We start from the raw sequence: 18,822 nt of genomic DNA, 5'->3' as shown, positions 1-18,822 counted from the left end.
TGGTGTTGGTGTTGGTGTTGGTGTTGGTGTTGGTGTTGGTGTTGGTGTTGGTGTTGGTGTTGGTGTTGGTGTTGGTGTTGGTGTTGGTGTTGGTGTTGGTGTTGGTGTTGGCGGGATGTATGGTTGACCTGATATCGTACCTTCAGTAACCAGCTTGGACTCGATTGTCGCCGAAACCTGTTTCGCAAACTTCACTATTTTAGGCCATTTGCTCAAAATCGCGCCATTCGTGTTAAAGAGCGCCAGCTCTATCATGCCTTCTCCCGTTACAGTCGCTGGTGCATCGAAGGTCATAGTCCGAACAATAGTGTTTTGTCCCAGCTTGAAATTGGCTTTTTTCGTTTGATTCCATACAAGCTCCATATCCCCGTTAAGCGTTACATCTCCAGCTTGGGCTTCGCTTGGAATATTCACTTCTACTTTCGAAAACCCGCTGCCCGTTCCGGAAAGCTCTTCTTCAAGCTTCCCCCCGGAATGCATGACCGTTTGCGGTATTCGTGTCGTCCCGGAAGCAACGACCCGAATTTTCGAATTTCGTTTGTTGATGAATAACTTCCCTTCCAGCGACGAGTTTATGAGGTAAATACTATGCTCGCCTCCCCCCCAAATATAAGTGCTGCCTTTGACCGTTACACCGTCAAGCGTAACGTCCCCGTCGCCGACTCCCTGCGTGATGTAAAGATCGCCAGACACAACGAGATTGTTCAGTTGAACTCCGGCTGCGTTAACAACTAGATTCCCAGGAATATCGTTTGTCACGATCCCGTTCTTCTGAACCAAAGCTCCCATCACATTATCGAGCAGTTGAATGACCTCCGCCCGCGTGATATTGCCTTTGGGCACAAACTGTCCGCCTTCCCTCCCCTTAATATAGTTTCCGGCACGTAAGGCCGCAACAGCGTTAACCGCATAATCCGCTATTTGGTTGTCATCGTTAAAACCGGCCACACCCTGCCCGCTTGCAAAGATCTGAAAGGCTCTGACAATGATTACCGCCGAATCTTCACGGGTTATGTAATGATTCGGTTCAAACCTGCCGATGCCCACCCCTTGAATGATGCCGGCGATATAAGCTTTGGCAATAGCGTCCGCATACCAGGAATTGTTGTCGACATCCTGAAACGGATGCTCCGACTTCTCTGTAAAATTGAATACACGGTTTAGCAAAGCGACGAATTCCGCTCTCGTAATGGGCTTATCCGGTCGATATACATGTGTATCATATCCGGCCAACAGCTGTTGTCCGATCCACTTCTTCATGACTTGTTCTGCCCAGTGCCCTGTAAGATCCGAAGCTCGGGATTCATCACTTGCCCCATATACGACAGAACCAGCCTGAGTCACCGTTGTAACCAGGATACAGACGGTCAGTAGTATGGAAAGAACATGCTTTAATCTTCTGATCATTCAGTTGCCATCTCCTTCAACAAATTGATATCCGATCTTCAAAACGTCATCCCCACTCTTGAACGCGCTTACAAATCAATCAGACGCAAAGTTCTGTTCTCTTTAAGTTGCAACTTCTAGCTAATCCCCCTCCTTCCACTCTGCTGCTATCCTTTCATCGCGCCCATCGTTGCGCCGGCCATTATTCTTTTTTGGAATAAAATATAGAAAATGATCGATGGAATCATGACGATAATCACTCCAGCGAACATCGTCACCCAATCCGAGGTATACTGCATTTTCATATTTGCCTGATACATATTGACCCCGATCGTATATTTGTTCGGATCGCCTAAATAGATAAAGGGTCCCAAAAAATTGTTGTACAAACCTAGAAACTTAAAGATCGCCACAGTTACGATGCCCGGTGTCGACAACGGCACGATAATCTTCCAGAACATTTGGAACAGAGAAGCGCCGTCTATAGAACTGCTCTCCTCCAGGTCTTTAGGAAGTGAAGACATAAAACCGCCGAGCAGCATTAAAAAAAACACGTTTTCACCAAAGCTGTCCAAAATAATTAGACCCGTCAGACTGTTCGTCAGATTGAGCGTTTTCATCAGAACGTATTGCGGCACCAGTGCGTTAATGCCCGGCAAAAATAGCGACAGCATGATCAGCGACCAAATAAATGTCCTCCCTCGGAACCGCATGCGGGTTAACGCATAGGCATTTAGTGTCGTCAAAAATGTGCCTAAAACCAGACTAACCCCCACATAATACAACGTATTTAATAGCGATTGTCCAATGTTGTAATTGGTCCATGCATTCGCATAGTTATTCCAATGCAACTCGGTAGGAAGCGCCCAAATATCCTGAAAAAATTCCACATTCGTTCGCAGTGACTGGTACAGAATCCAAACGATCGGAAAAATAATCGATACAGCCCATAACAAAAGCAAGAACCTCCAAACCCAATCCATAAACGTTCTCCGCTCTTTCATGACATCCTCCCCTGATCCAGTGAGCTAAAACTCGAAGTTTTCCTCAGGATAATATTTGTCGATTATAAACTTGGCTGCTATAAGAATAACGAACAGGAACATGCCAATTGCCGATGCATAACCGTAATTGTGAAATTCTTTACCGAAGGCGAGATTGAACATATATAGGCCGATAACGTCGGTTGAACCTTCGGGTCCCCCATTTGTCATTATCAGAATCAATTCAAAACCCTTAATTGTGCCGAGAACAACAAACACCACGCAGACGCGAATGACACCTCTAATAAGAGGAATAGTGATGCGAAACAACATCGTCATCGGGCGGGCTCCTTCCAGGATAGCAGACTCGTACAGAGATTTCGGGATGGCACTAATTGCATTGATGAAAATCACGACATATAGACCGACTCCCCCCCAAACCATGGGCACTGCTAGCGCCCAGAAGGCGGTTTTTGTATCCCCGAGCCAGTAAAAATTATTCATGTCCACACCGAAAATACCCAGTATCCCATTTAGCAGCCCGAAGCTGCCGTCATAAATAAACGCCCACAAAAGAGCAATAACGACTATCGAGAGCACGTTTGTAAAAAAGTAGAGCACCTTATAGAAAGGATTTTCCCGATATGATTTATTGTTCAGTAAATAAGCGAGGATTAATGAAATCAGAACAATTAATGCAGGAACGACTATCATGAACAACAAGTTATGATACAACGCACGCCAAACGAACCTATCCTTTACCATACTCACAAAATTTTCAAACCCGACAAACTTGGAATCGGTCAGTCCGTCCCAATCGAGCAGCGAGTAGTAAACCGACAATAGGTTCGGATACAGTGTGAACAACAGATAGCCGAGAAGTGACGGAGCGATCGCAACAAATAGAAAGACGGATCTCTGTCTGTTCGCATTTCTTGATCCAACTCGATTCTGCACGACTGCTTTATTTCCTTTCAAGCCTACATTCAAAAAATCTCCTCCTTACTAGCAAGATGGAAGGGAAGAACGAGTTCCTCCCCAAATGTATTTAACATTACCCAATCTTCTTATTTTTGCGGCCGATCTTTCTCGAGCGCTTTTTGCATCAGTTTTTCAGCTTCCTCCAGCACAGGTGAAGGATCCTTCTTACCCGTGGCAACAGCGGTAATCATTTCGCTTACCAATTTCCCCGCCTGTCCTGCTTCAGTGCTAGTCGGGTAGAAGTTGCGCCGTGAAGACACATATTGAACGTTATGTTTTGTCGTATATTCCATAACTGCCGCTTGCACAGGCTGAAGCTTAGCAATTCGGGCAGCATTGTCTCCGAAGTCAAGCCGTCCCGGAAAAGTCCCCGCCTCCGTTGCCAGCGATTCTTGGATACTGAAGTCATATAAGCTTAGAACAAATTCCTTGGCCCATTTTTTAGTAAGTTCCGGTTTGTCCTTCCAGATGACAAATCCAACATCGGCCACGCCCGAATTAATGAATATCGTCTGATTGGCATCATTGGTTGCTGGAATAGCCATATAGCCCCATTTGAAATCAGCCGGCGTATGCTCCTTCATCTCATTGCCGACCCAGTCCCCTGTCGATACGAGCGCCGCCTTATGTTGCAGCACCTGCATCTGAGACTGAGTATGATTGAGCGCTGCTACCCCTTCGGGGAAATAACCCTTCTTGCCGAATTCATACATCCGTGTCCATGCTTCCTTGTTCTCTTCCGTTGTGTACTGCGCTCCCTTGAAATCGCGGAAATTGCTGAGGTAGGTATCGAACGTCCCGTTTGCCTTAGCCAAGTCGAATTGAATCATATTGAAAGTATAATCGGTCAAATAACCTGCATAGACGCCCGGGAAAGTGATAGGAATGATACCCTGCGCCTTTATTTCATCTAACAGCGCCACAAATTCGTCCCACGTGCCAGGGCTTTTATTCCAGCCATGTTTATCAAACAAATTTTGATCAAAGAACAAACCGGATGTATAGCCGCCAAGCGGCACCTTGGTCGTGTAACCGAAGGAAAGTGCGGCATCATAGGCATCGCTGGAAATTACGGACTTCAACTTTTTGCCGGATTCTCCGGGTATGTCGCGTTCCCACAAATCATCCTGCGGCTCGAATTTACCAGCATTAGCCAACCGGACATATTGTTCCCCTGCCGAGAAGCTCGGGGTAAACAGATCGAACATTTCTTTATCGTCGCCTGAGGCAATTTTCGGCTCGAGAATTGTCGACAGCGTCGGCGTCGAAGTAATATCGAAGCTGACATTCGGATATTTCTCGGTAAAATTTTTAACAGCCAGATCCATCCATGCGCGCCCGGATCCGCTTTCCCAGAAACCGACCTTGATGACCACCTTCTCATCTTTAGACAGGCCATTCTCCGGATACACATTCGCTTCGGCAATTGTTTCTCCGCTGTTTGTTGCCGCAGGTGCATTTGAATTTGCTGCTTTAGACCCGGAACTACCCGCACATCCGGTCAGAAGCGCAAAAACCGTCATAATTGACACAATGATAGCGATTACATTTTTCATCCTATTATTCCTCCTAAAATTATATATTTTTGGTAAATCTCACTGAAAATTGAACTGGTTAAATAATACCAGTAAGCAGACGTTTGGCGTTCAGGCCCATAATATCAAGCTTCACCGCATCGGGTATTTTGGCAAATGCTACATGCCCGATCTCCCAACTAATATTGTTGAACATCGTATCGCTGGAGAAAAGAATTTTGGTCGTATCCGCTTTCTGTACGATTGTTTCCAGCCAAATTCTCGAATAAATGAAAGCTCCGTTCAAATCTAGATAGATGTTGTCAAATTCGTTAGCCAGCTGGATGGCAACCGAGATTTCGGGTTCTCAGCCGCCGCAATGGCCGAGCAAAATCTTCGTATTTGTATATTTAGCTGCGATGTTCCTAAACATGGATGGTTCTGAATGAGGCCCCCAGGCATGTGCGAGTACGATCAAGCCCTTCTCGTTGGCATATTCCCACATAGGAATGTAATCCACACCGGTGATAGGGTAACGGTTAATTTCCGGGTGTACTTTAAAGCCGATGAATCGTCTGGACAAAGCGAAGCAGCGGTCTGCCGTATCCAGGCTGGCTGTAATCAGAGAAGGAATATAGGTAACCCAGCCCAATAGCTTATCATCCTTTTGCATATAGTTGTAGAGATCCAGGTTGGCACTTAACTCGCCGCTCGCGAGCCCTCTTAACATGGATATCGCCGAATAATTGACCCCGACTTTCTCCATCGTCTTATTGAACTGAATGATCTGCTCATCCTCATCCAGATAGGGAATGTAACAGCTGTTATAAGCTCCGATATGACAGTGCATGTCAATCAGCATAATATCTTGAAAGGGCAGCCCGTTTCTCGCCAGATCCCTGATGTTCATCTTATTGCCTCCCTATCAGACGCTCCAGATTTTTATAGGAGATGTTCGCTTTATCCGCATCCGAAATATCGGCATAGGCTAGCATCGTGATCGAAGGACCAGGATGATTAAAAGGCATATTGCTTCCCCAAAGCAGCCTTTCGGATCCGAATAAGCTAACGGTTCGTTCATACGTCAACCAGTTATCATTGATAGACATTTCGATGTACACATTCGGATACTTCTCCAAATAGCTGTACCACATCATATTCCGAAGATGAGGTGCTTCCGTTAAAATAAACCGAACATTGCTATACTTGAGGCAAAGCTTTTCGAAGTAAGGATCTTCCCCGCCATCTTGATAGATCGCACTGTAATTGAGCATGACGTTAAGGTTCCGTTCATCGGCTATATCCAGCATTTCTGTTACATGAACAGAAGCAAGCGTATATCCATGCTCTTTCGGAAATAACCTGACGAAGCGAACATCGCTTTCTGCCAATACCTGCGCCATAAATGCCCAGCCTTTATCGTATTTATAATGAGGAGAGATGACGAAGCACGGCTCGATAATAGGATTGCTTCGGCAAATGTGTACCAGTCTTTCGTTTCCGTAAATAGGATTAAGAGAACGAGCGTCCGCATGGTAGGCTACCGTTTTTTCGATACCAAGCTCGATCGCCAATTGAACGAATTGTTCTTCTCCTTCAATGGGAACACGCTCTCTCACATAAGTGCCGATCATGCTGTTCGCATCATATAGTTTCACTTGCTGTCCCCCTTATTGACTATCGGCTCCAAAGAGACGCGATATGGCTTGCAATGCCTTTTTTTCTTTGCGGTCAATCGTCACAACACCAAATGGGCCATAGGGTGCTTGCCAAGCACCAATGAAATCCCTGCGATGGTAATAGTCAGCCCAGCTCCAAACTACGCCTCCCTGCACCCCGGAATTGATGACGGCTTTCCATACTTGCTCCAAATAAGCGACCTGATACGTTTCCGTGAAACGATTGCTTCCCTCTAGGCCTAGAACACCGGGTGCTCCAAACTCCGTTAAGACGACAGGTTTTCCTGTATATTCCTCCGCTGTAGCTTTAAGATGCTTAACGGTCGGTATGTATACCAATTCGTCCAGCTCCGAAATGTCCAATGCAGGTTGTTGATGGAACAAGCCATAGTAAAGATTGATGCAGACTAAATCTGCTTCATCGAAAGCTTCGTGTCCCGGCGAGCCTATCGTCACAAAAGTAAGCAGCCGTGTAGAATCTAACTCCCTCGCCTTTCTCATCAGCCTGCGTACGGAGGTAATCCCGTCTCCCGTGTTCGTTCCGGACTCGTTGGACATACTCCAGCAAATGATGCATGGGTGATTCCAATCTCTACGAATCATACCTTCGAGCACCGCTTCCGCCTTGTCGACAACTTCAGGAATAAACGTTCTGCCAGCCCCTTCGGTAAGCCACCAATTCAATGGAACTTCCTCCATAAACAGCAGTCCGATTTCGTCCATAATATCCAGATGAATTGGAGACTGCGGGTAATGAACCCGGATCAGGTTCGCACCCGTTTCCTTAATTTTTAGAAGATCTTCCCGAATGACGCTTTCAGGAACGTTAGGACCATACTCCGCATATTCATCGTAACGATTAAATCCTTTGATCATAATAGGCTTTCCATTCAACAGAATCTGGTTGCCCACACTTTCAATCGTTCGAATTCCGAACCTCTGATCGATCTCATCGAGAATCACTTTCCCGTGCGTCAGCTTGACCCCCAGCATGTATAGGTAAGGGCTTTCTAAACTCCACAACTTGGCGTTAGTGATCTCTATTTCAAACTGAACATCAGCACTCTCATTCGGCAGGCATTGTACGGCATGTTCGGAAACAATCATCCGGTTTTCTCCGGGTAGCTCCAGCCGCACAGTTCCTTCTAGAAGAAAATCGGCCCGATTCGCAATTTCCATCTCGCAAGTGACGATCGCTCTTTCCTCTCCCGCCATCCTTGTAAGTACCCGTATCGAAGACAGATGCTGCAAACCGATGGAATCTATTGTTACTTTTTGAAGGATGCCCCCGTATTGCACCCATTCTACGATCGGTCCGCCTGGAAGCCACTCTTCCCGGTGCCGATTATCCACGTACATAACGATTTCATTATATCCGTCCTGATTTAAATAAGGGGTTATACTAAACTCAAATGGCAAGTAAGCACCGTGATGTTCACCCAAATAGCTTCCATTGATCCAAACCCGGGCATGGCCGCTTACACTGTTAAAAACGATTTTCTGCAACGCATTTAGATGTACCAGATCGGTCTTAATCTCTGCGGCAAACCAACCTATTCCTTCGTAACTCCAAAATTCTTCTCCATAGAAATCCCATGCTTTCGGGGCCTCTACCGTCATCCAACCAGATTTATCAAATGATGGCTGAAACCAGCCTCTTGTCTCGCCCAAATTGTCATGATCAATTTGATATCGCCATTCCTTCAATTCTACAGTATTTCTTTTCATGCAGAGCCCCCTTTCAACAGCCGAATCTTTCAGTTATACAAGTAAACCGGAACATTATCAACATTTATCTCACAAAAAATTGATTTACCAACTAATCCATTTAAAACAACCGATATAACCTTATATAATTAAAAATATTCCTCCTTTTTTAAAATGAATTGAGTAGAAAAACCGCATTCGCTAATTAATTGATTTCTTTACTTAATCAATTATATAAGATGCTTATATTATTGTAAACCCCCTTCACATACCTTTTTTCGAGCAGACAAATGGCTTTATTCGGTGTAAAGTTGTATACTTAATTAAAATAATCAATTGTCGAAGGGAACCCAAAATGAATCTTACTGAAACCCAACTTTCTATATTAAAATTGATCAACCTGCATGGGGAAATTTCCAGAAAGGAGCTTTCCTTTCATTCGGGACTCTCGCAGGCTGCAGTCACAAATATAACGAAAGAACTCATCGAACAGAAATATATTTTGGAAGGCAGAGAAAGAGCCAGCAGCGGACCGGGGCGAAAGGAAGTTTATTTGCATTCCAATCCGGATCGGTTCCGTTACATGGGTATCGACATCGGTGGCCACCGGATTCGTTATGCCATATCCGATAACAATTTAAATATACTGTATCAATTAGATACCTTCATTACGGAGTACGAGCATGAACCTAACAAACTAGAAGCTATAATAGGTAGGGCTAATGATTTTCTGCAGCAAAATGGCGTTTCCGCCCAATCTCTTGATGCTATTGGAGTCGGCGTCACCGGTATTGTTAATCCGGAACAAACGCGAATTCTGAACATTCCGAATGTCGCTCACTGGGACGATCTGCCTGTTGTCTCCGAGCTGCAGCAAGCTTTCGGCTGTCCCGTTTTTCTAGAAGAGGGGGGACGAACCATGGCGCTTGCTGAAAGGCTTATAGGGCAAGCCAAAGATGTAGACAATTTCGTTGTGGTTCAAATTGGAAAAGGGATCGTCGCCGGCATGATGATAAACGGACAGCTAATTAGAGGAGCCAGTAATGTTGGATGCCTTCTAGGACATGTAACGGTAGACGAGAAAGGCCGTCAATGCTTGTGCGGCAACTACGGCTGCCTGGAAATGTATGGGCCTTTCCAAATGATTGAAGAAAAATACTTAGAATTGGACGATTCCTATACGTCTCTTGTGAAAGCCTACGAACAAAACAATAAAATCGCATTGAAAGTTTGCATCGAAGCTGGCACCTCTATTGGTATAGCATTAAGCAACGTCGTAAATCTATTCAATCCGCAATGCATTTATTTGGGCGGCCGATTGTTCGAAAGCCTGCCTCTTGTGCTGGATGAAATCAAAAGAACAGTACGTTTGCGTGCCAATCGATTTACCAATATTGTTCTCAGAATAGAGAAAAATTCATTCGGTGATTTGGAGGGTATATACGGGGCTCTGACATTAGCTAAATCAAAGCTGATTTTAGCGATTTAAGTCGAATCAACGATTACAGGCAAAACTAAAACGGCCTCAGTCCAATGGAATTCAGGACTAAGGCCGCTTAACGGTTTTTATTATTTGTACTGTCTACTTGACGGGGTGCAGTTCACACCCGGGATAGCCTCTTCTCTTTGCATTATACCTGCTTCGCCGCTGCAGCCTCGGCTGCAGCATTTGTTACAATTGCACGTTGTTGCTTACGTGAAGTACGGAAGAACAATAATTCATACACACATGGCACAATTATAAGTGTAAGCAGCGTTGCAGCTGTCAAACCTCCGATTACTACAATCGCAAGGCTCTGCGATACGATGCTACCTGACTCATGTGATCCGAATACGAGCGGCAGCATGGCGGAAATAGTCGCTACTGCTGTCATAACGATGGGACGCATCCTAGTTGTCGCCGCTTCAATAAGCGCTTCACGTATTGGCATCGTTTTTTCATTTTGCTTCACGCGATCTATTAATACGATGGCGTTAGTCACGACAATTCCGATGAGCATCAGCGCTCCGAACATCGCCGTGAAGTCCGGTGTGACACCAGATACAAGCAGACCGGTCACCGCGCCAATTGCGGCCAGCGGCAATGATATCATGATCGCAAGCGGAGCTCGCAATGTTTTGAACGTCAACACCATAATTAAATATACGATTCCGATGGATATAAGGGCCGTTAAACCCAAGGAAGCAAAGTCACTTGATTGATCGGCCGACGCGCCGCCAACCACTAAGCTTACGCCCTCAGGCAGCTTAATTTCTTTCGTCGCTTTAGATATATCAGCGCCTATGACGGACAACTGGCTAGGTTCTGCATTAGCTGTAACCCGAATGTACGCTTTACCATCTTTGTGATAGTACAGGCTGGATTCTTCTGTACGCGTTAGCTTTGCTACGGAGGATATTGGCACAGCCCCCGCTTCCGTCATTACCGTTAATTGCTCCAGCTCGGTTTGTGTATCAGGATTCATAATCGGTTGAAGAATGACAGGAGTCTCACTGTCCTCTAACCGGATTGAACCAATAGGCATTGGATTTAGCATACCTTGCAGCTGCATCGCGATTTCCTGACCACTCGCCGCTGTTGGATCTACTTTGAAGGAATAGACAGCTTTCTTCTCCTCTTGATTGCTTTCCACCTTTAGCACACCGTCAATCGGCTTTATTGCCGCTATAAGCTGATCTGCCGCAATGTTAAGCTGCTGTAGATCATCTCCGGTCACATCAATGAAGATTTGTGAAGAGCCGCCTCCCATTATTAAATCCATTGCATTTACAGTAAGTGTAGCATCTGAGTAATTATCCTTTTGCAATTTAACAGCTTCCATAAACGATTCAGCATCAACGTCCTCTTTCAAATCAATCATAAACGTCACAAGTGTAGGAGAAGTGACGGAGCCATATTTAGCCCCCTCAGCGCTATTGCCGAGCATCATCATTACCCATTCTACATTTTTGTCTGCTGTTAGATAGGCTTCAAATCTTTTACCCGCCTCCAAAACCTCTTCAGCAGTCGTTTCACTAGGGTACTGCAGAGCTACATTAATATTCTCAGCACTTGAGGAGTCAAGTGCTCCCTTCGGCATAAGCGCATACGCGCTCAATGATCCACCTAACAGAATAATCGCTATCAATAAAGGTATCCACTTTCGTTTCAAGTTCCAACGGATGAAGGCTGCGAATTTTGGAGAACCCTTATGCTCTTTTTCCTTCGTGCCTTTTAGTAATACAGCACTCAAAATTGGAACTACCGTCAACGCCACTAATAGAGAAGCGAGTAAAGAGTAGGCAACTGTAAGGGCGAATGGCAGCAAAAATGCTTGCAACGAGCCGCGCAGCAGCCCCATCGGTAAAAACACGGCTACAGTAACCAGAGTTGAAGAAGTTATAGCCGCGGCAACTTCCTTGGTCGCGTCAATGATTAGCTGTACCGAGAAGGCTTCCTTCTGCAATCTTCTATATATATTTTCAATAACGACAATACTATCATCAACGAGTCTTCCTACTGCAACTGCTACACCGCCAAGTGTAATAATATTTAACGATACACCTGACAATTGAAGTAAGTACAACGTAATTCCTAACGATAATGGAATCGATACGATAGTCACAATGGTCGCCTTTATATTTCTCATAAACAGCAAAATTACGATTGTGGCGAACAAAGCGCCAAGCAGAACTTCACGCAGCATGCTATTAACCGAGGATACAACTGATTCTGAAGTACTGAGCATAATTGAAGCGTCAATTCCGTTAACCTCTTCGTTCAGACGGTCAATCGTTTTTTGAATACTCTCACCAACCGTTACCGCATTCGCATTCGCTGATTTGGACACCGTGAATACGATAGCGTCTTTTCCGTTCATGCGGCTAATGCTATCCTGATCCTTTGAGAGCTCAATCTTTGCAACTTCCTCCAGCTTCACACCTCCAGTAACAGGCAGCTTGCGAAGTGTGTCCAAATCGCTGACTTGATCATACACATTAATATTTCCGGCTGCCCCGTCTACACTTCGCTCTCCAAGCGAAGCCGAAACACCTCGTCCTTGCAGCACGCCCATTAAGGCTTGAACAGGTATATTCCTTTCCTCCAGCTTTTCGGTAAGCGGAGTAATATGAATAGTCGGCATTGATTTGCCGCTTACAATTACTTCACCGGCTCCCTCTGTCTTCTGTAGCTCAGCAGTTACAAGTTTCAGCTTTTCATCCTTTTCCTGCTCGCTCATCCCATCATCAAACGTTAATGTAACCCATGAGATGGGAATCATCGAAGTATTTAATTGAATGACAAATGGCTTCATCACATTTTCTGGCAGCTTTACCTGCCCCACGAGCTGTTCAATTTCAGTCTTAGCTTCTTTCATATTTGTTTTAGAATCAAAATTCAAACTAATTTGCGCATATCCATCACCTGAAGTTGAGAACATCGTTGTTTTCCCTTTAACAAGGGCTACAGCCTCTTCCAGCGGATTTGTTACAAATTGCTCCATTGACTTCGCGTCATTCCCAGGTCCAATGGCTGTTACTACCACCTGAGGATTATCAGCAGCCGGGAGAAACTCCATCGGTAATCTGAAGTAGCTAATTACCCCCATCGCTAACGCCATAATGACAATTAGTATGATCGCTGCTTTATTACGAAACGACCATTCTGTCAATTTACTCATCTTTTTCCGACTCCTTTTCCCTTTACGGTTATCGTTGTTTTTGTCTTAATAATCATAAAGGCAGGAAATCTTTTGCAAAAACGTCTAGAGTCTGTATTTTATTCTCGTCTGAGGTCGCATAGCAGCTACGACCTAAGACGGGGGATATTTCAAAAAATTAAAAGCATGCTCTTCTCTTTATTACATTCATCAACTATTCTTATAAAAAGCACTAAAAATCGATTAGTAACATCATTTGTATAGAAGGAGCGTGATTAACAGTGACGACTACACAAGCAGTTACTTCAACAGCAGCACATGCCTTCGAGGTGAAGGATATCATTCGCAGGTTCGGTGATCGAACCGTCCTTAACCGCATATCACTTTCCATTCCACGAGGTGAGCTGTTCGGTCTGCTTGGCCCATCAGGTTCGGGTAAGACGACACTCATCAAGCTTATGACCGGCATCGACCAAGCGGATACGGGTACGGTTTGCATGCTCGGAGAACCAGTCCCTCAGCTTAAGATGCTGCAGAAAATCGGCTATATGGCACAATCCGATGCCCTGTATAACGAGCTGACAGGCAAACAGAACTTAACTTTTTTTGGCGCGCTATTTGGATTGAAGGGGCAATTGCTCCAAGCTCGTATTCAAGCCGTTGCAGAATTAGTTGATTTAACTGATCACTTAAGTAAACAAACCGCAGCTTATTCAGGCGGGATGAAGCGCAGGCTTTCTCTAGCGATCGCGCTGCTGCATGAACCTGATATTCTCGTACTCGACGAACCAACTGTCGGAATCGATCCCGTCCTGCGCGAATCTATTTGGACAGAGCTTGCTTCCTTGAGCAAACGGGGCATTACGATTATCGTAACCACCCACGTTATGGATGAAGCGGCTAAATGTGATCGACTAGCACTTATTCGTGATGGAGGTCTTATTGCTGTAGATACCCCGGAAGCGATTGTTCAAAGTACAGGCTCAAGCAGCATTGAGGAAGCATTTATCAAGCTTAGCCGCAAGGGAGGAGTAGTGGAATGAGAATAAGAGCACTCACCTTGCGAATTATTAGACAATTTATTCAAGACAAGCGGACACTCGCTCTCTTATTTTTAGCCCCGCTCCTCATATTAAGCTTGATGAAACTCGTATTTGATGGCCAATCGATAACACCTGCAATCGGAATGGTCGACATCCCTCCTGCTGTAACAAATAAATTCGAGCAGCTCGATGCCAAGATAACCGTTTATACTTCAAATGAAGAGGCTCATGCCGCACTCCAAGCTGGTGAATTAGACGCCATCATTCAACAAAATGGCGGCACTCCGGAGCTTATGCTCGAAGGCAGTGATCCTTCAATAAACCGCAGTGTTTTACTACTGCTGCAAACCGTCTTTCAATCTGGCGCAGGTACAGCTGTATCGAATATTTCCTATTTGCATGGCGGTCCTGATATGGCCGCTTTCGACTCTACTGGACCGGTGCTTATCGGCTTTTTCTCTTTCTTCTTTGTTTTTCTGCTTGCCGGTGTCTCCTTTCTGCGTGAACGAACAAGCGGAACGCTTGAACGACTGCTTGCAACACCGATACGGCGAATTGAAATCGTTGTGGGTTATTTAGCGGGTTTCGGACTCTTCACTTTATTGCAGGCCTCACTGATCGCTTGGTTTTCTGTCGATGTCCTTGGACTTTATATGGTTGGAAATATCGGGTATATGCTGCTTATTAACTTGCTATTGTCATTAACAGCTTTAACATTGGGCACGCTCCTATCGTCCTTTGCGAGCAGCGAATTTCAAATTATACAATTTATACCGATTGTCATCGTACCGCAAGCCTTTTTCTCGGGATTGTTTAATTTAGACGCGATGAATCCATGTCTGCAAAAGCTAAGTTATATCATGCCACTTTATTATGGAGCAGACGCGATGCGCGGAATTATGATACGGGGCGAAAGTTTGCCTGATTTTCAGCTGGATGTGTATATACTAATCGGTTTTTCTCTATTGTTTGCCTTTTTAAATGTCGTAGCGTTAAAGAAACATCGCAGCATGTGAAGCGAACATTTCTGTATTGTCCGTCGTGTAAGTTCAAATTTTACAACTAATTATGCCGACAAAAGAGTGGGCTGCGGTTTAGTTTCAGGAAATGAACGTAATGGCTTGGTTAGCTCGGCCATGCCACCTTTTCCGGCGGGGTAGCTGCACAATCTGAAACTAACTCGTCCCAATTCGTCAGATGATGATCATTAGTTTCAAAAACCTAAACTAATTTATCCCGTCCTCCAATATGTCGGACGGATAACTACTTTCAAGATAATATTTAAAAAAGGCCAACCGTCCATCCTTAGATGAATAGCTGGCTTTTTTCTTATTAAACGTTATCTCCTGGTGTTGCTTGCGGTGAATGCTTATCGAGCTGGCTGAAGCGAACAAGCAGCAGAAGCGCCGCCATGCACAGTATACCGCCGAGTAAATAAGGAAGCCCTATTTGTATCGTAAAGAGGAAAGAACCGAGTAGAGGGCCTGCTATACGCCCGAGACTATCCATTGATGAGCTTAACCCCGACGCAACACCCTTACCTACCGTTGTTTTCTGAGTAATAAGTGATGTGACGCATGGACGAATCAACGAGTTACCAATTCCGAACACAGCAAGCGAGATCGTTGCCCACCATAAGGAATGAGCCGCAAGCAGAAGGAAAAAACCAATTGCCGAAATAATAAGGCCCGCTGCAATATACATTGGCTCCTGCCCTGACTTAATACGTCTGCGAACGACTCCACCTTGAACCAGCGCTCCTACAAAGCCGCACACAAAAAACAAGATGCCCACTTGCAGCGGAGTAACATCAAAACGTCTCATACCGAAAAACTGCAGCGTAGCTTCCAACCCTGCGAGTGTAAAGGTCACGAAGAAAGCAAGCACATATAAATATTTCAACGGCCCCCTAAAAGCATGCCAGCGTGATACGCTTTTCTCCGAGCTCTTACGCCGTTGTTCAGGAGGAAGTGATTCATTGAGTTTAGTTATAGCGAGTCCAAACGTAATGAGCGCTAAAATCGATGCTACATAAAACGGTGCTTCCAGCGATATGAGACTTAGCAGTCCGCCAAAGCCTGGGCCGATAGTAAAGCCTAGACCGATAGACATTCCGACTAGCCCCATGCCCTTCGTACGAAGCTCCGGAGGCGTTATGTCTGCAACATATGCGACAATGACAGATGCGACAGCACCAGAGAAGAACCCGCCCAATATGCGGGATAAATACATCAACGTCAAGCTGCCTGAGGATAATCCGAATAATAGAAAGCTAACAGCAAAACCTAGAACACCAATTAATATTATTGGTCGTCTACCAATCCGATCTGACAGGTTGCCCCAAAATGGTGACAAAAGGAAAGAAACGGCCGAATAGATCGCTAACATCCAACCCGTGTGTAATTCCGCATTTTTCGGATCAGTTGCTTGAATAATCTCCGGCATAACAGGGATGATAATTCCAAACCCTATAAATGTTGTCATTAAAATAGCCATTACTAAATAGATACGTTTATCTTCCATACTGCAATCCCTCCACCAACTTATGTTACCATATTAAATTAACCTGTATTTATGAACAATTGAAGAACAATCGCTCCACAAAGCCTCAATTAACAAAAATGTAGCTTGCATTCCCCCCTGTATTTGCTATACTCAATTTTGTTTGTAACATCTAATGAAAGGCAGGGATGAAAGCGATGGACCATAGTAAAACACCACTCTTCACCGCTCTTCGCCAACATGCGGCGAATGACCCCGTACAGTTTCATATACCCGGACATAAGAAGGGTCTGGGCAGCGATTCAGAATTCCGTGAATTTATCGGTGACAACGCATTGTCGATCGATTTAATCAATATAGCACCGCTTGATGACCTGCATCAACCAACCGGCGTTATTGAAGAGGCGCAAAAGCTAGCAGCCGACACCTTCGGATCAGATTATACGTATTTCTCTGTTCAAGGAACTAGCGGTGCAATAATGACGATGATATTATCCGTATGCGCGCCTGGTGACAAAATCATTGTTCCACGTAATGTTCACAAATCAATTATGGCTGCAATCATTTTCGCGGGTGCAAGACCAGTATTCATATCGCCCGCTCGTGACAATAATCTCGGAATCGATCACGGGATTACAACACGTTCTGTGCGCAAAGCGCTAGAACGTCATCCGGATGCCAAAGCTGTACTCGTTATTAACCCTACCTACTTTGGTATTTGCGCCAATCTTAAAGAAATCGTTGATCTTGTTCATAGCTTTGACATTCCAGTACTTGTTGACGAGGCGCATGGTGTGCTTATTCATTTCCACGAGAGCCTGCCCATGTCTGCCATGCAAGCAGGCGCCGATATGGCCGCGACAAGTGTTCATAAGCTCGGCGGATCTATGACACAAAGCTCTGTGCTCAATGTACGTAAGGACAGAGTCAATCCTCATCGTATCCAAACCGTAATTAGCATGCTGACGACAACGTCTACTTCTTATATTTTACTTGCTTCGCTTGATTCGTCTAGACGCAATCTTGCTCTAAATGGACATGCTATCGCGGAACGCGCAATTGAGCTCGCACAGCTGGCACGTCAACAGATTAACGAAATTCCAGGCTTATATTGTTTTGGTGAAGAAATACTCGGTGATGAGGCAACTTATGATTACGATCCCACTAAAGTTTCAATCCATGTACGTCATCTAGGTATTACCGGGTATGAAACAGAAAATTGGCTGCGGGATAACCATAATTTAGAAATCGAAATGAGTGACATGTATAACATTCTTTGCTTAGTTACTCCTGGAGATACCTCTGATTCTATATCAAAATTAATAACTGCATTAAAAGGCTTGTCCGATCACTTCCATGAAGGTGCTGAAGCACGCGAACTGATTGTTAAAATTCCGGACATTCCACAGCTTTCATTAACACCTCGAGATGCCTTTTATGGTGAAACAGAAGTGCTTCCGTTCAAGGAATCTGCCGGACGTATTATTGCAGAATTCATTTATGTCTATCCGCCGGGAATTCCAATCCTACTGCCCGGAGAGGTTATTACTCAAAAAAATATCGATTACATCGTCGATCACGTTCAAGTTGGTCTCCCAGTCAAAGGGCCAGAGGATCGCAGCATTGAATTTGTTAAAGTAATCGTAGAAGAGACCGCCATCTCTTAAATTACCTTTCATTGCTAATTTATGCCGTTTATAGAGTCTATTTCTGACTTCTGTATTCGGCATTTTTTATTGTTGCTCCTCTGAAAATCCACTTATTGTAAACGATTTTGCGTCGTGCTATGATGTTGACAGAGGTGAGATGCGATGAGTCAAAGCGCTTACATAAAATTTGTGCAAGGATCATCCGTTGAGAGTATGACACTTGACGATGTGCGAAGCAGGCTGATGCATTATAAAGAGCAAACCGAGTTAACCGGCGCTCAATTAGACTGGGATTACGCAGAAGCAGCCTTTCCTTACACTTTTGAATCCAAGCAGGATGATCGTTGGTTTTATTTGAAAGGCATCAATTCACTTTATCATTCTATTATATTCGGTCCAAGTGAAGCGTTTGCAGTTGCGGGTCATACCGTCCCGTGTGTACAGGTTGTTTTAACGGATGAAGCTACTCACGGTGATAAATCTAAGGCTAACGAGCTCTGCAAATATATGGCCAAGCAGCTCAAAGCGGAACTCACGATGTTTAACGGCCGCACCATCTATTACAATCCTAGAAAATAATAAAATCTTATAGATGCGTTAATATAAAAAAAAGATCTACGAGTATTAATCGAGGCCACTGAAAAACTTACGTTTTTAATTTGTTAAAGATTTGTTTTAAATCAAAAAGGCGATATTTCGTTCACATTGGAACGGAATATCGCCTTTCTTTTTATTCTT

Annotated in this window: 15 protein-coding genes; 5 read left to right on the top strand and 10 right to left on the bottom strand. The window is 44.6% G+C overall.

The genetic code is table 11. The annotated features are described in order from the left end of the window. The 8 genes from AC0YN7_RS29205 to AC0YN7_RS29170 form a co-directional block, all read right to left on the bottom strand. A partial coding sequence (locus AC0YN7_RS29205; protein WP_475813529.1) for an S-layer homology domain-containing protein occupies nucleotides 1–1,407 on the bottom strand: 1,407 nt, incomplete at its 3' end. Between the two features lie 146 nt (nucleotides 1,408–1,553). Further along, complete coding sequence (locus AC0YN7_RS29200; RefSeq protein ID WP_475813528.1) at nucleotides 1,554–2,390, bottom strand: carbohydrate ABC transporter permease; 837 nt, start codon at nucleotides 2,388–2,390, stop codon at nucleotides 1,554–1,556. Between the two features lie 24 nt (nucleotides 2,391–2,414). Beyond that, on the bottom strand, nucleotides 2,415–3,359 hold the full coding sequence (locus tag AC0YN7_RS29195; RefSeq protein WP_475813527.1) for a carbohydrate ABC transporter permease: 945 nt from the start codon (nucleotides 3,357–3,359) through the stop codon (nucleotides 2,415–2,417). 77 nt (nucleotides 3,360–3,436) lie between these two features. After that, nucleotides 3,437–4,906 carry an ABC transporter substrate-binding protein gene (locus tag AC0YN7_RS29190; RefSeq protein WP_475813526.1) on the bottom strand — a complete coding sequence of 490 codons (1,470 nt, stop codon included), beginning with the start codon at nucleotides 4,904–4,906 and terminating at the stop codon, nucleotides 3,437–3,439. 58 nt (nucleotides 4,907–4,964) lie between these two features. Then, on the bottom strand, nucleotides 4,965–5,171 hold the full coding sequence (locus AC0YN7_RS29185; protein ID WP_475813525.1) for a hypothetical protein: 207 nt from the start codon (nucleotides 5,169–5,171) through the stop codon (nucleotides 4,965–4,967). A 60-nt stretch (nucleotides 5,172–5,231) separates the two neighbouring features. Then, on the bottom strand, nucleotides 5,232–5,774 hold the full coding sequence (locus AC0YN7_RS29180; protein ID WP_475813524.1) for an amidohydrolase family protein: 543 nt from the start codon (nucleotides 5,772–5,774) through the stop codon (nucleotides 5,232–5,234). 1 nt (nucleotide 5,775) lies between these two features. Further along, nucleotides 5,776–6,522 (bottom strand): amidohydrolase family protein, encoded by a 747-nt coding sequence (locus AC0YN7_RS29175; protein WP_475813523.1) that lies wholly within the window; start codon nucleotides 6,520–6,522, stop codon nucleotides 5,776–5,778. Nucleotides 6,523–6,534: 12 nt separating this feature from the next. Further along, nucleotides 6,535–8,271 carry a glycoside hydrolase family 2 protein gene (locus AC0YN7_RS29170; RefSeq protein ID WP_475813522.1) on the bottom strand — a complete coding sequence of 579 codons (1,737 nt, stop codon included), beginning with the start codon at nucleotides 8,269–8,271 and terminating at the stop codon, nucleotides 6,535–6,537. A 334-nt stretch (nucleotides 8,272–8,605) separates the two neighbouring features. Here AC0YN7_RS29170 and AC0YN7_RS29165 point away from each other — a divergent pair, with 334 nt between their 5' ends. Further along, complete coding sequence (locus AC0YN7_RS29165) at nucleotides 8,606–9,739, top strand: ROK family transcriptional regulator (RefSeq protein WP_475813521.1); 1,134 nt, start codon at nucleotides 8,606–8,608, stop codon at nucleotides 9,737–9,739. Nucleotides 9,740–9,881: 142 nt separating this feature from the next. Here the strand turns inward: AC0YN7_RS29165 and AC0YN7_RS29160 are convergent, their stop codons facing one another. Continuing rightward, the gene (locus AC0YN7_RS29160) at nucleotides 9,882–12,911 is read right to left on the bottom strand and encodes an efflux RND transporter permease subunit (RefSeq protein ID WP_475813520.1); all 3,030 of its coding nucleotides are present in this window, start codon (nucleotides 12,909–12,911) and stop codon (nucleotides 9,882–9,884) included. Nucleotides 12,912–13,171: 260 nt separating this feature from the next. Here AC0YN7_RS29160 and AC0YN7_RS29155 point away from each other — a divergent pair, with 260 nt between their 5' ends. Together AC0YN7_RS29155 and AC0YN7_RS29150 are read left to right on the top strand one after the other, a co-directional pair. Continuing rightward, the gene (locus AC0YN7_RS29155) at nucleotides 13,172–13,933 is read left to right on the top strand and encodes an ABC transporter ATP-binding protein (protein ID WP_475813519.1); all 762 of its coding nucleotides are present in this window, start codon (nucleotides 13,172–13,174) and stop codon (nucleotides 13,931–13,933) included. Then, nucleotides 13,930–14,949, top strand: a complete 1,020-nt coding sequence (locus tag AC0YN7_RS29150) for an ABC transporter permease (RefSeq protein WP_475813518.1) — start codon at nucleotides 13,930–13,932, stop codon at nucleotides 14,947–14,949. Before AC0YN7_RS29155 ends, AC0YN7_RS29150 begins: the two co-directional genes overlap by 4 nt. A gap of 316 nt (nucleotides 14,950–15,265) precedes the next feature. Here AC0YN7_RS29150 and AC0YN7_RS29145 read toward each other — a convergent pair whose 3' ends face one another. Beyond that, complete coding sequence (locus AC0YN7_RS29145) at nucleotides 15,266–16,456, bottom strand: MFS transporter (RefSeq protein ID WP_475813517.1); 1,191 nt, start codon at nucleotides 16,454–16,456, stop codon at nucleotides 15,266–15,268. 176 nt (nucleotides 16,457–16,632) lie between these two features. On the opposite strand from AC0YN7_RS29145, the gene AC0YN7_RS29140 reads away from it, so the two are divergent. Both AC0YN7_RS29140 and AC0YN7_RS29135 read left to right on the top strand, forming a co-directional pair. Further along, nucleotides 16,633–18,102 carry an aminotransferase class I/II-fold pyridoxal phosphate-dependent enzyme gene (locus AC0YN7_RS29140; protein WP_475813516.1) on the top strand — a complete coding sequence of 490 codons (1,470 nt, stop codon included), beginning with the start codon at nucleotides 16,633–16,635 and terminating at the stop codon, nucleotides 18,100–18,102. 144 nt (nucleotides 18,103–18,246) lie between these two features. Next, the gene (locus AC0YN7_RS29135) at nucleotides 18,247–18,663 is read left to right on the top strand and encodes a DUF1885 family protein (RefSeq protein ID WP_475813515.1); all 417 of its coding nucleotides are present in this window, start codon (nucleotides 18,247–18,249) and stop codon (nucleotides 18,661–18,663) included. The last annotated feature ends 159 nt before the right edge of the window (nucleotides 18,664–18,822 follow it).

The organism is Paenibacillus sp. J31R122 (assembly GCF_056269185.1).
Note: the sequence above shows the minus strand (reverse complement) of the source record. Positions and strands in the feature narration are given on the sequence as shown.

Excerpts from the sequence above, each read along its gene's own strand:
- AC0YN7_RS29200 (WP_475813528.1), bottom strand. The coding sequence starts at position 2,390 with ATGAAAGAGCGGAGAACGTTTATGGATTGGGTTTGGAGGTTCTTGCTT.
- AC0YN7_RS29190 (WP_475813526.1), bottom strand. The coding sequence starts at position 4,906 with ATGAAAAATGTAATCGCTATCATTGTGTCAATTATGACGGTTTTTGCG.
- AC0YN7_RS29180 (WP_475813524.1), bottom strand. The coding sequence starts at position 5,774 with ATGAACATCAGGGATCTGGCGAGAAACGGGCTGCCCTTTCAAGATATT.
- AC0YN7_RS29170 (WP_475813522.1), bottom strand. The coding sequence starts at position 8,271 with ATGAAAAGAAATACTGTAGAATTGAAGGAATGGCGATATCAAATTGAT.
- AC0YN7_RS29165 (WP_475813521.1), top strand. The coding sequence starts at position 8,606 with ATGAATCTTACTGAAACCCAACTTTCTATATTAAAATTGATCAACCTG.
- AC0YN7_RS29160 (WP_475813520.1), bottom strand. The coding sequence starts at position 12,911 with ATGAGTAAATTGACAGAATGGTCGTTTCGTAATAAAGCAGCGATCATA.
- AC0YN7_RS29150 (WP_475813518.1), top strand. The coding sequence starts at position 13,930 with ATGAGAATAAGAGCACTCACCTTGCGAATTATTAGACAATTTATTCAA.
- AC0YN7_RS29145 (WP_475813517.1), bottom strand. The coding sequence starts at position 16,456 with ATGGAAGATAAACGTATCTATTTAGTAATGGCTATTTTAATGACAACA.
- AC0YN7_RS29140 (WP_475813516.1), top strand. The coding sequence starts at position 16,633 with ATGGACCATAGTAAAACACCACTCTTCACCGCTCTTCGCCAACATGCG.
- AC0YN7_RS29135 (WP_475813515.1), top strand. The coding sequence starts at position 18,247 with ATGAGTCAAAGCGCTTACATAAAATTTGTGCAAGGATCATCCGTTGAG.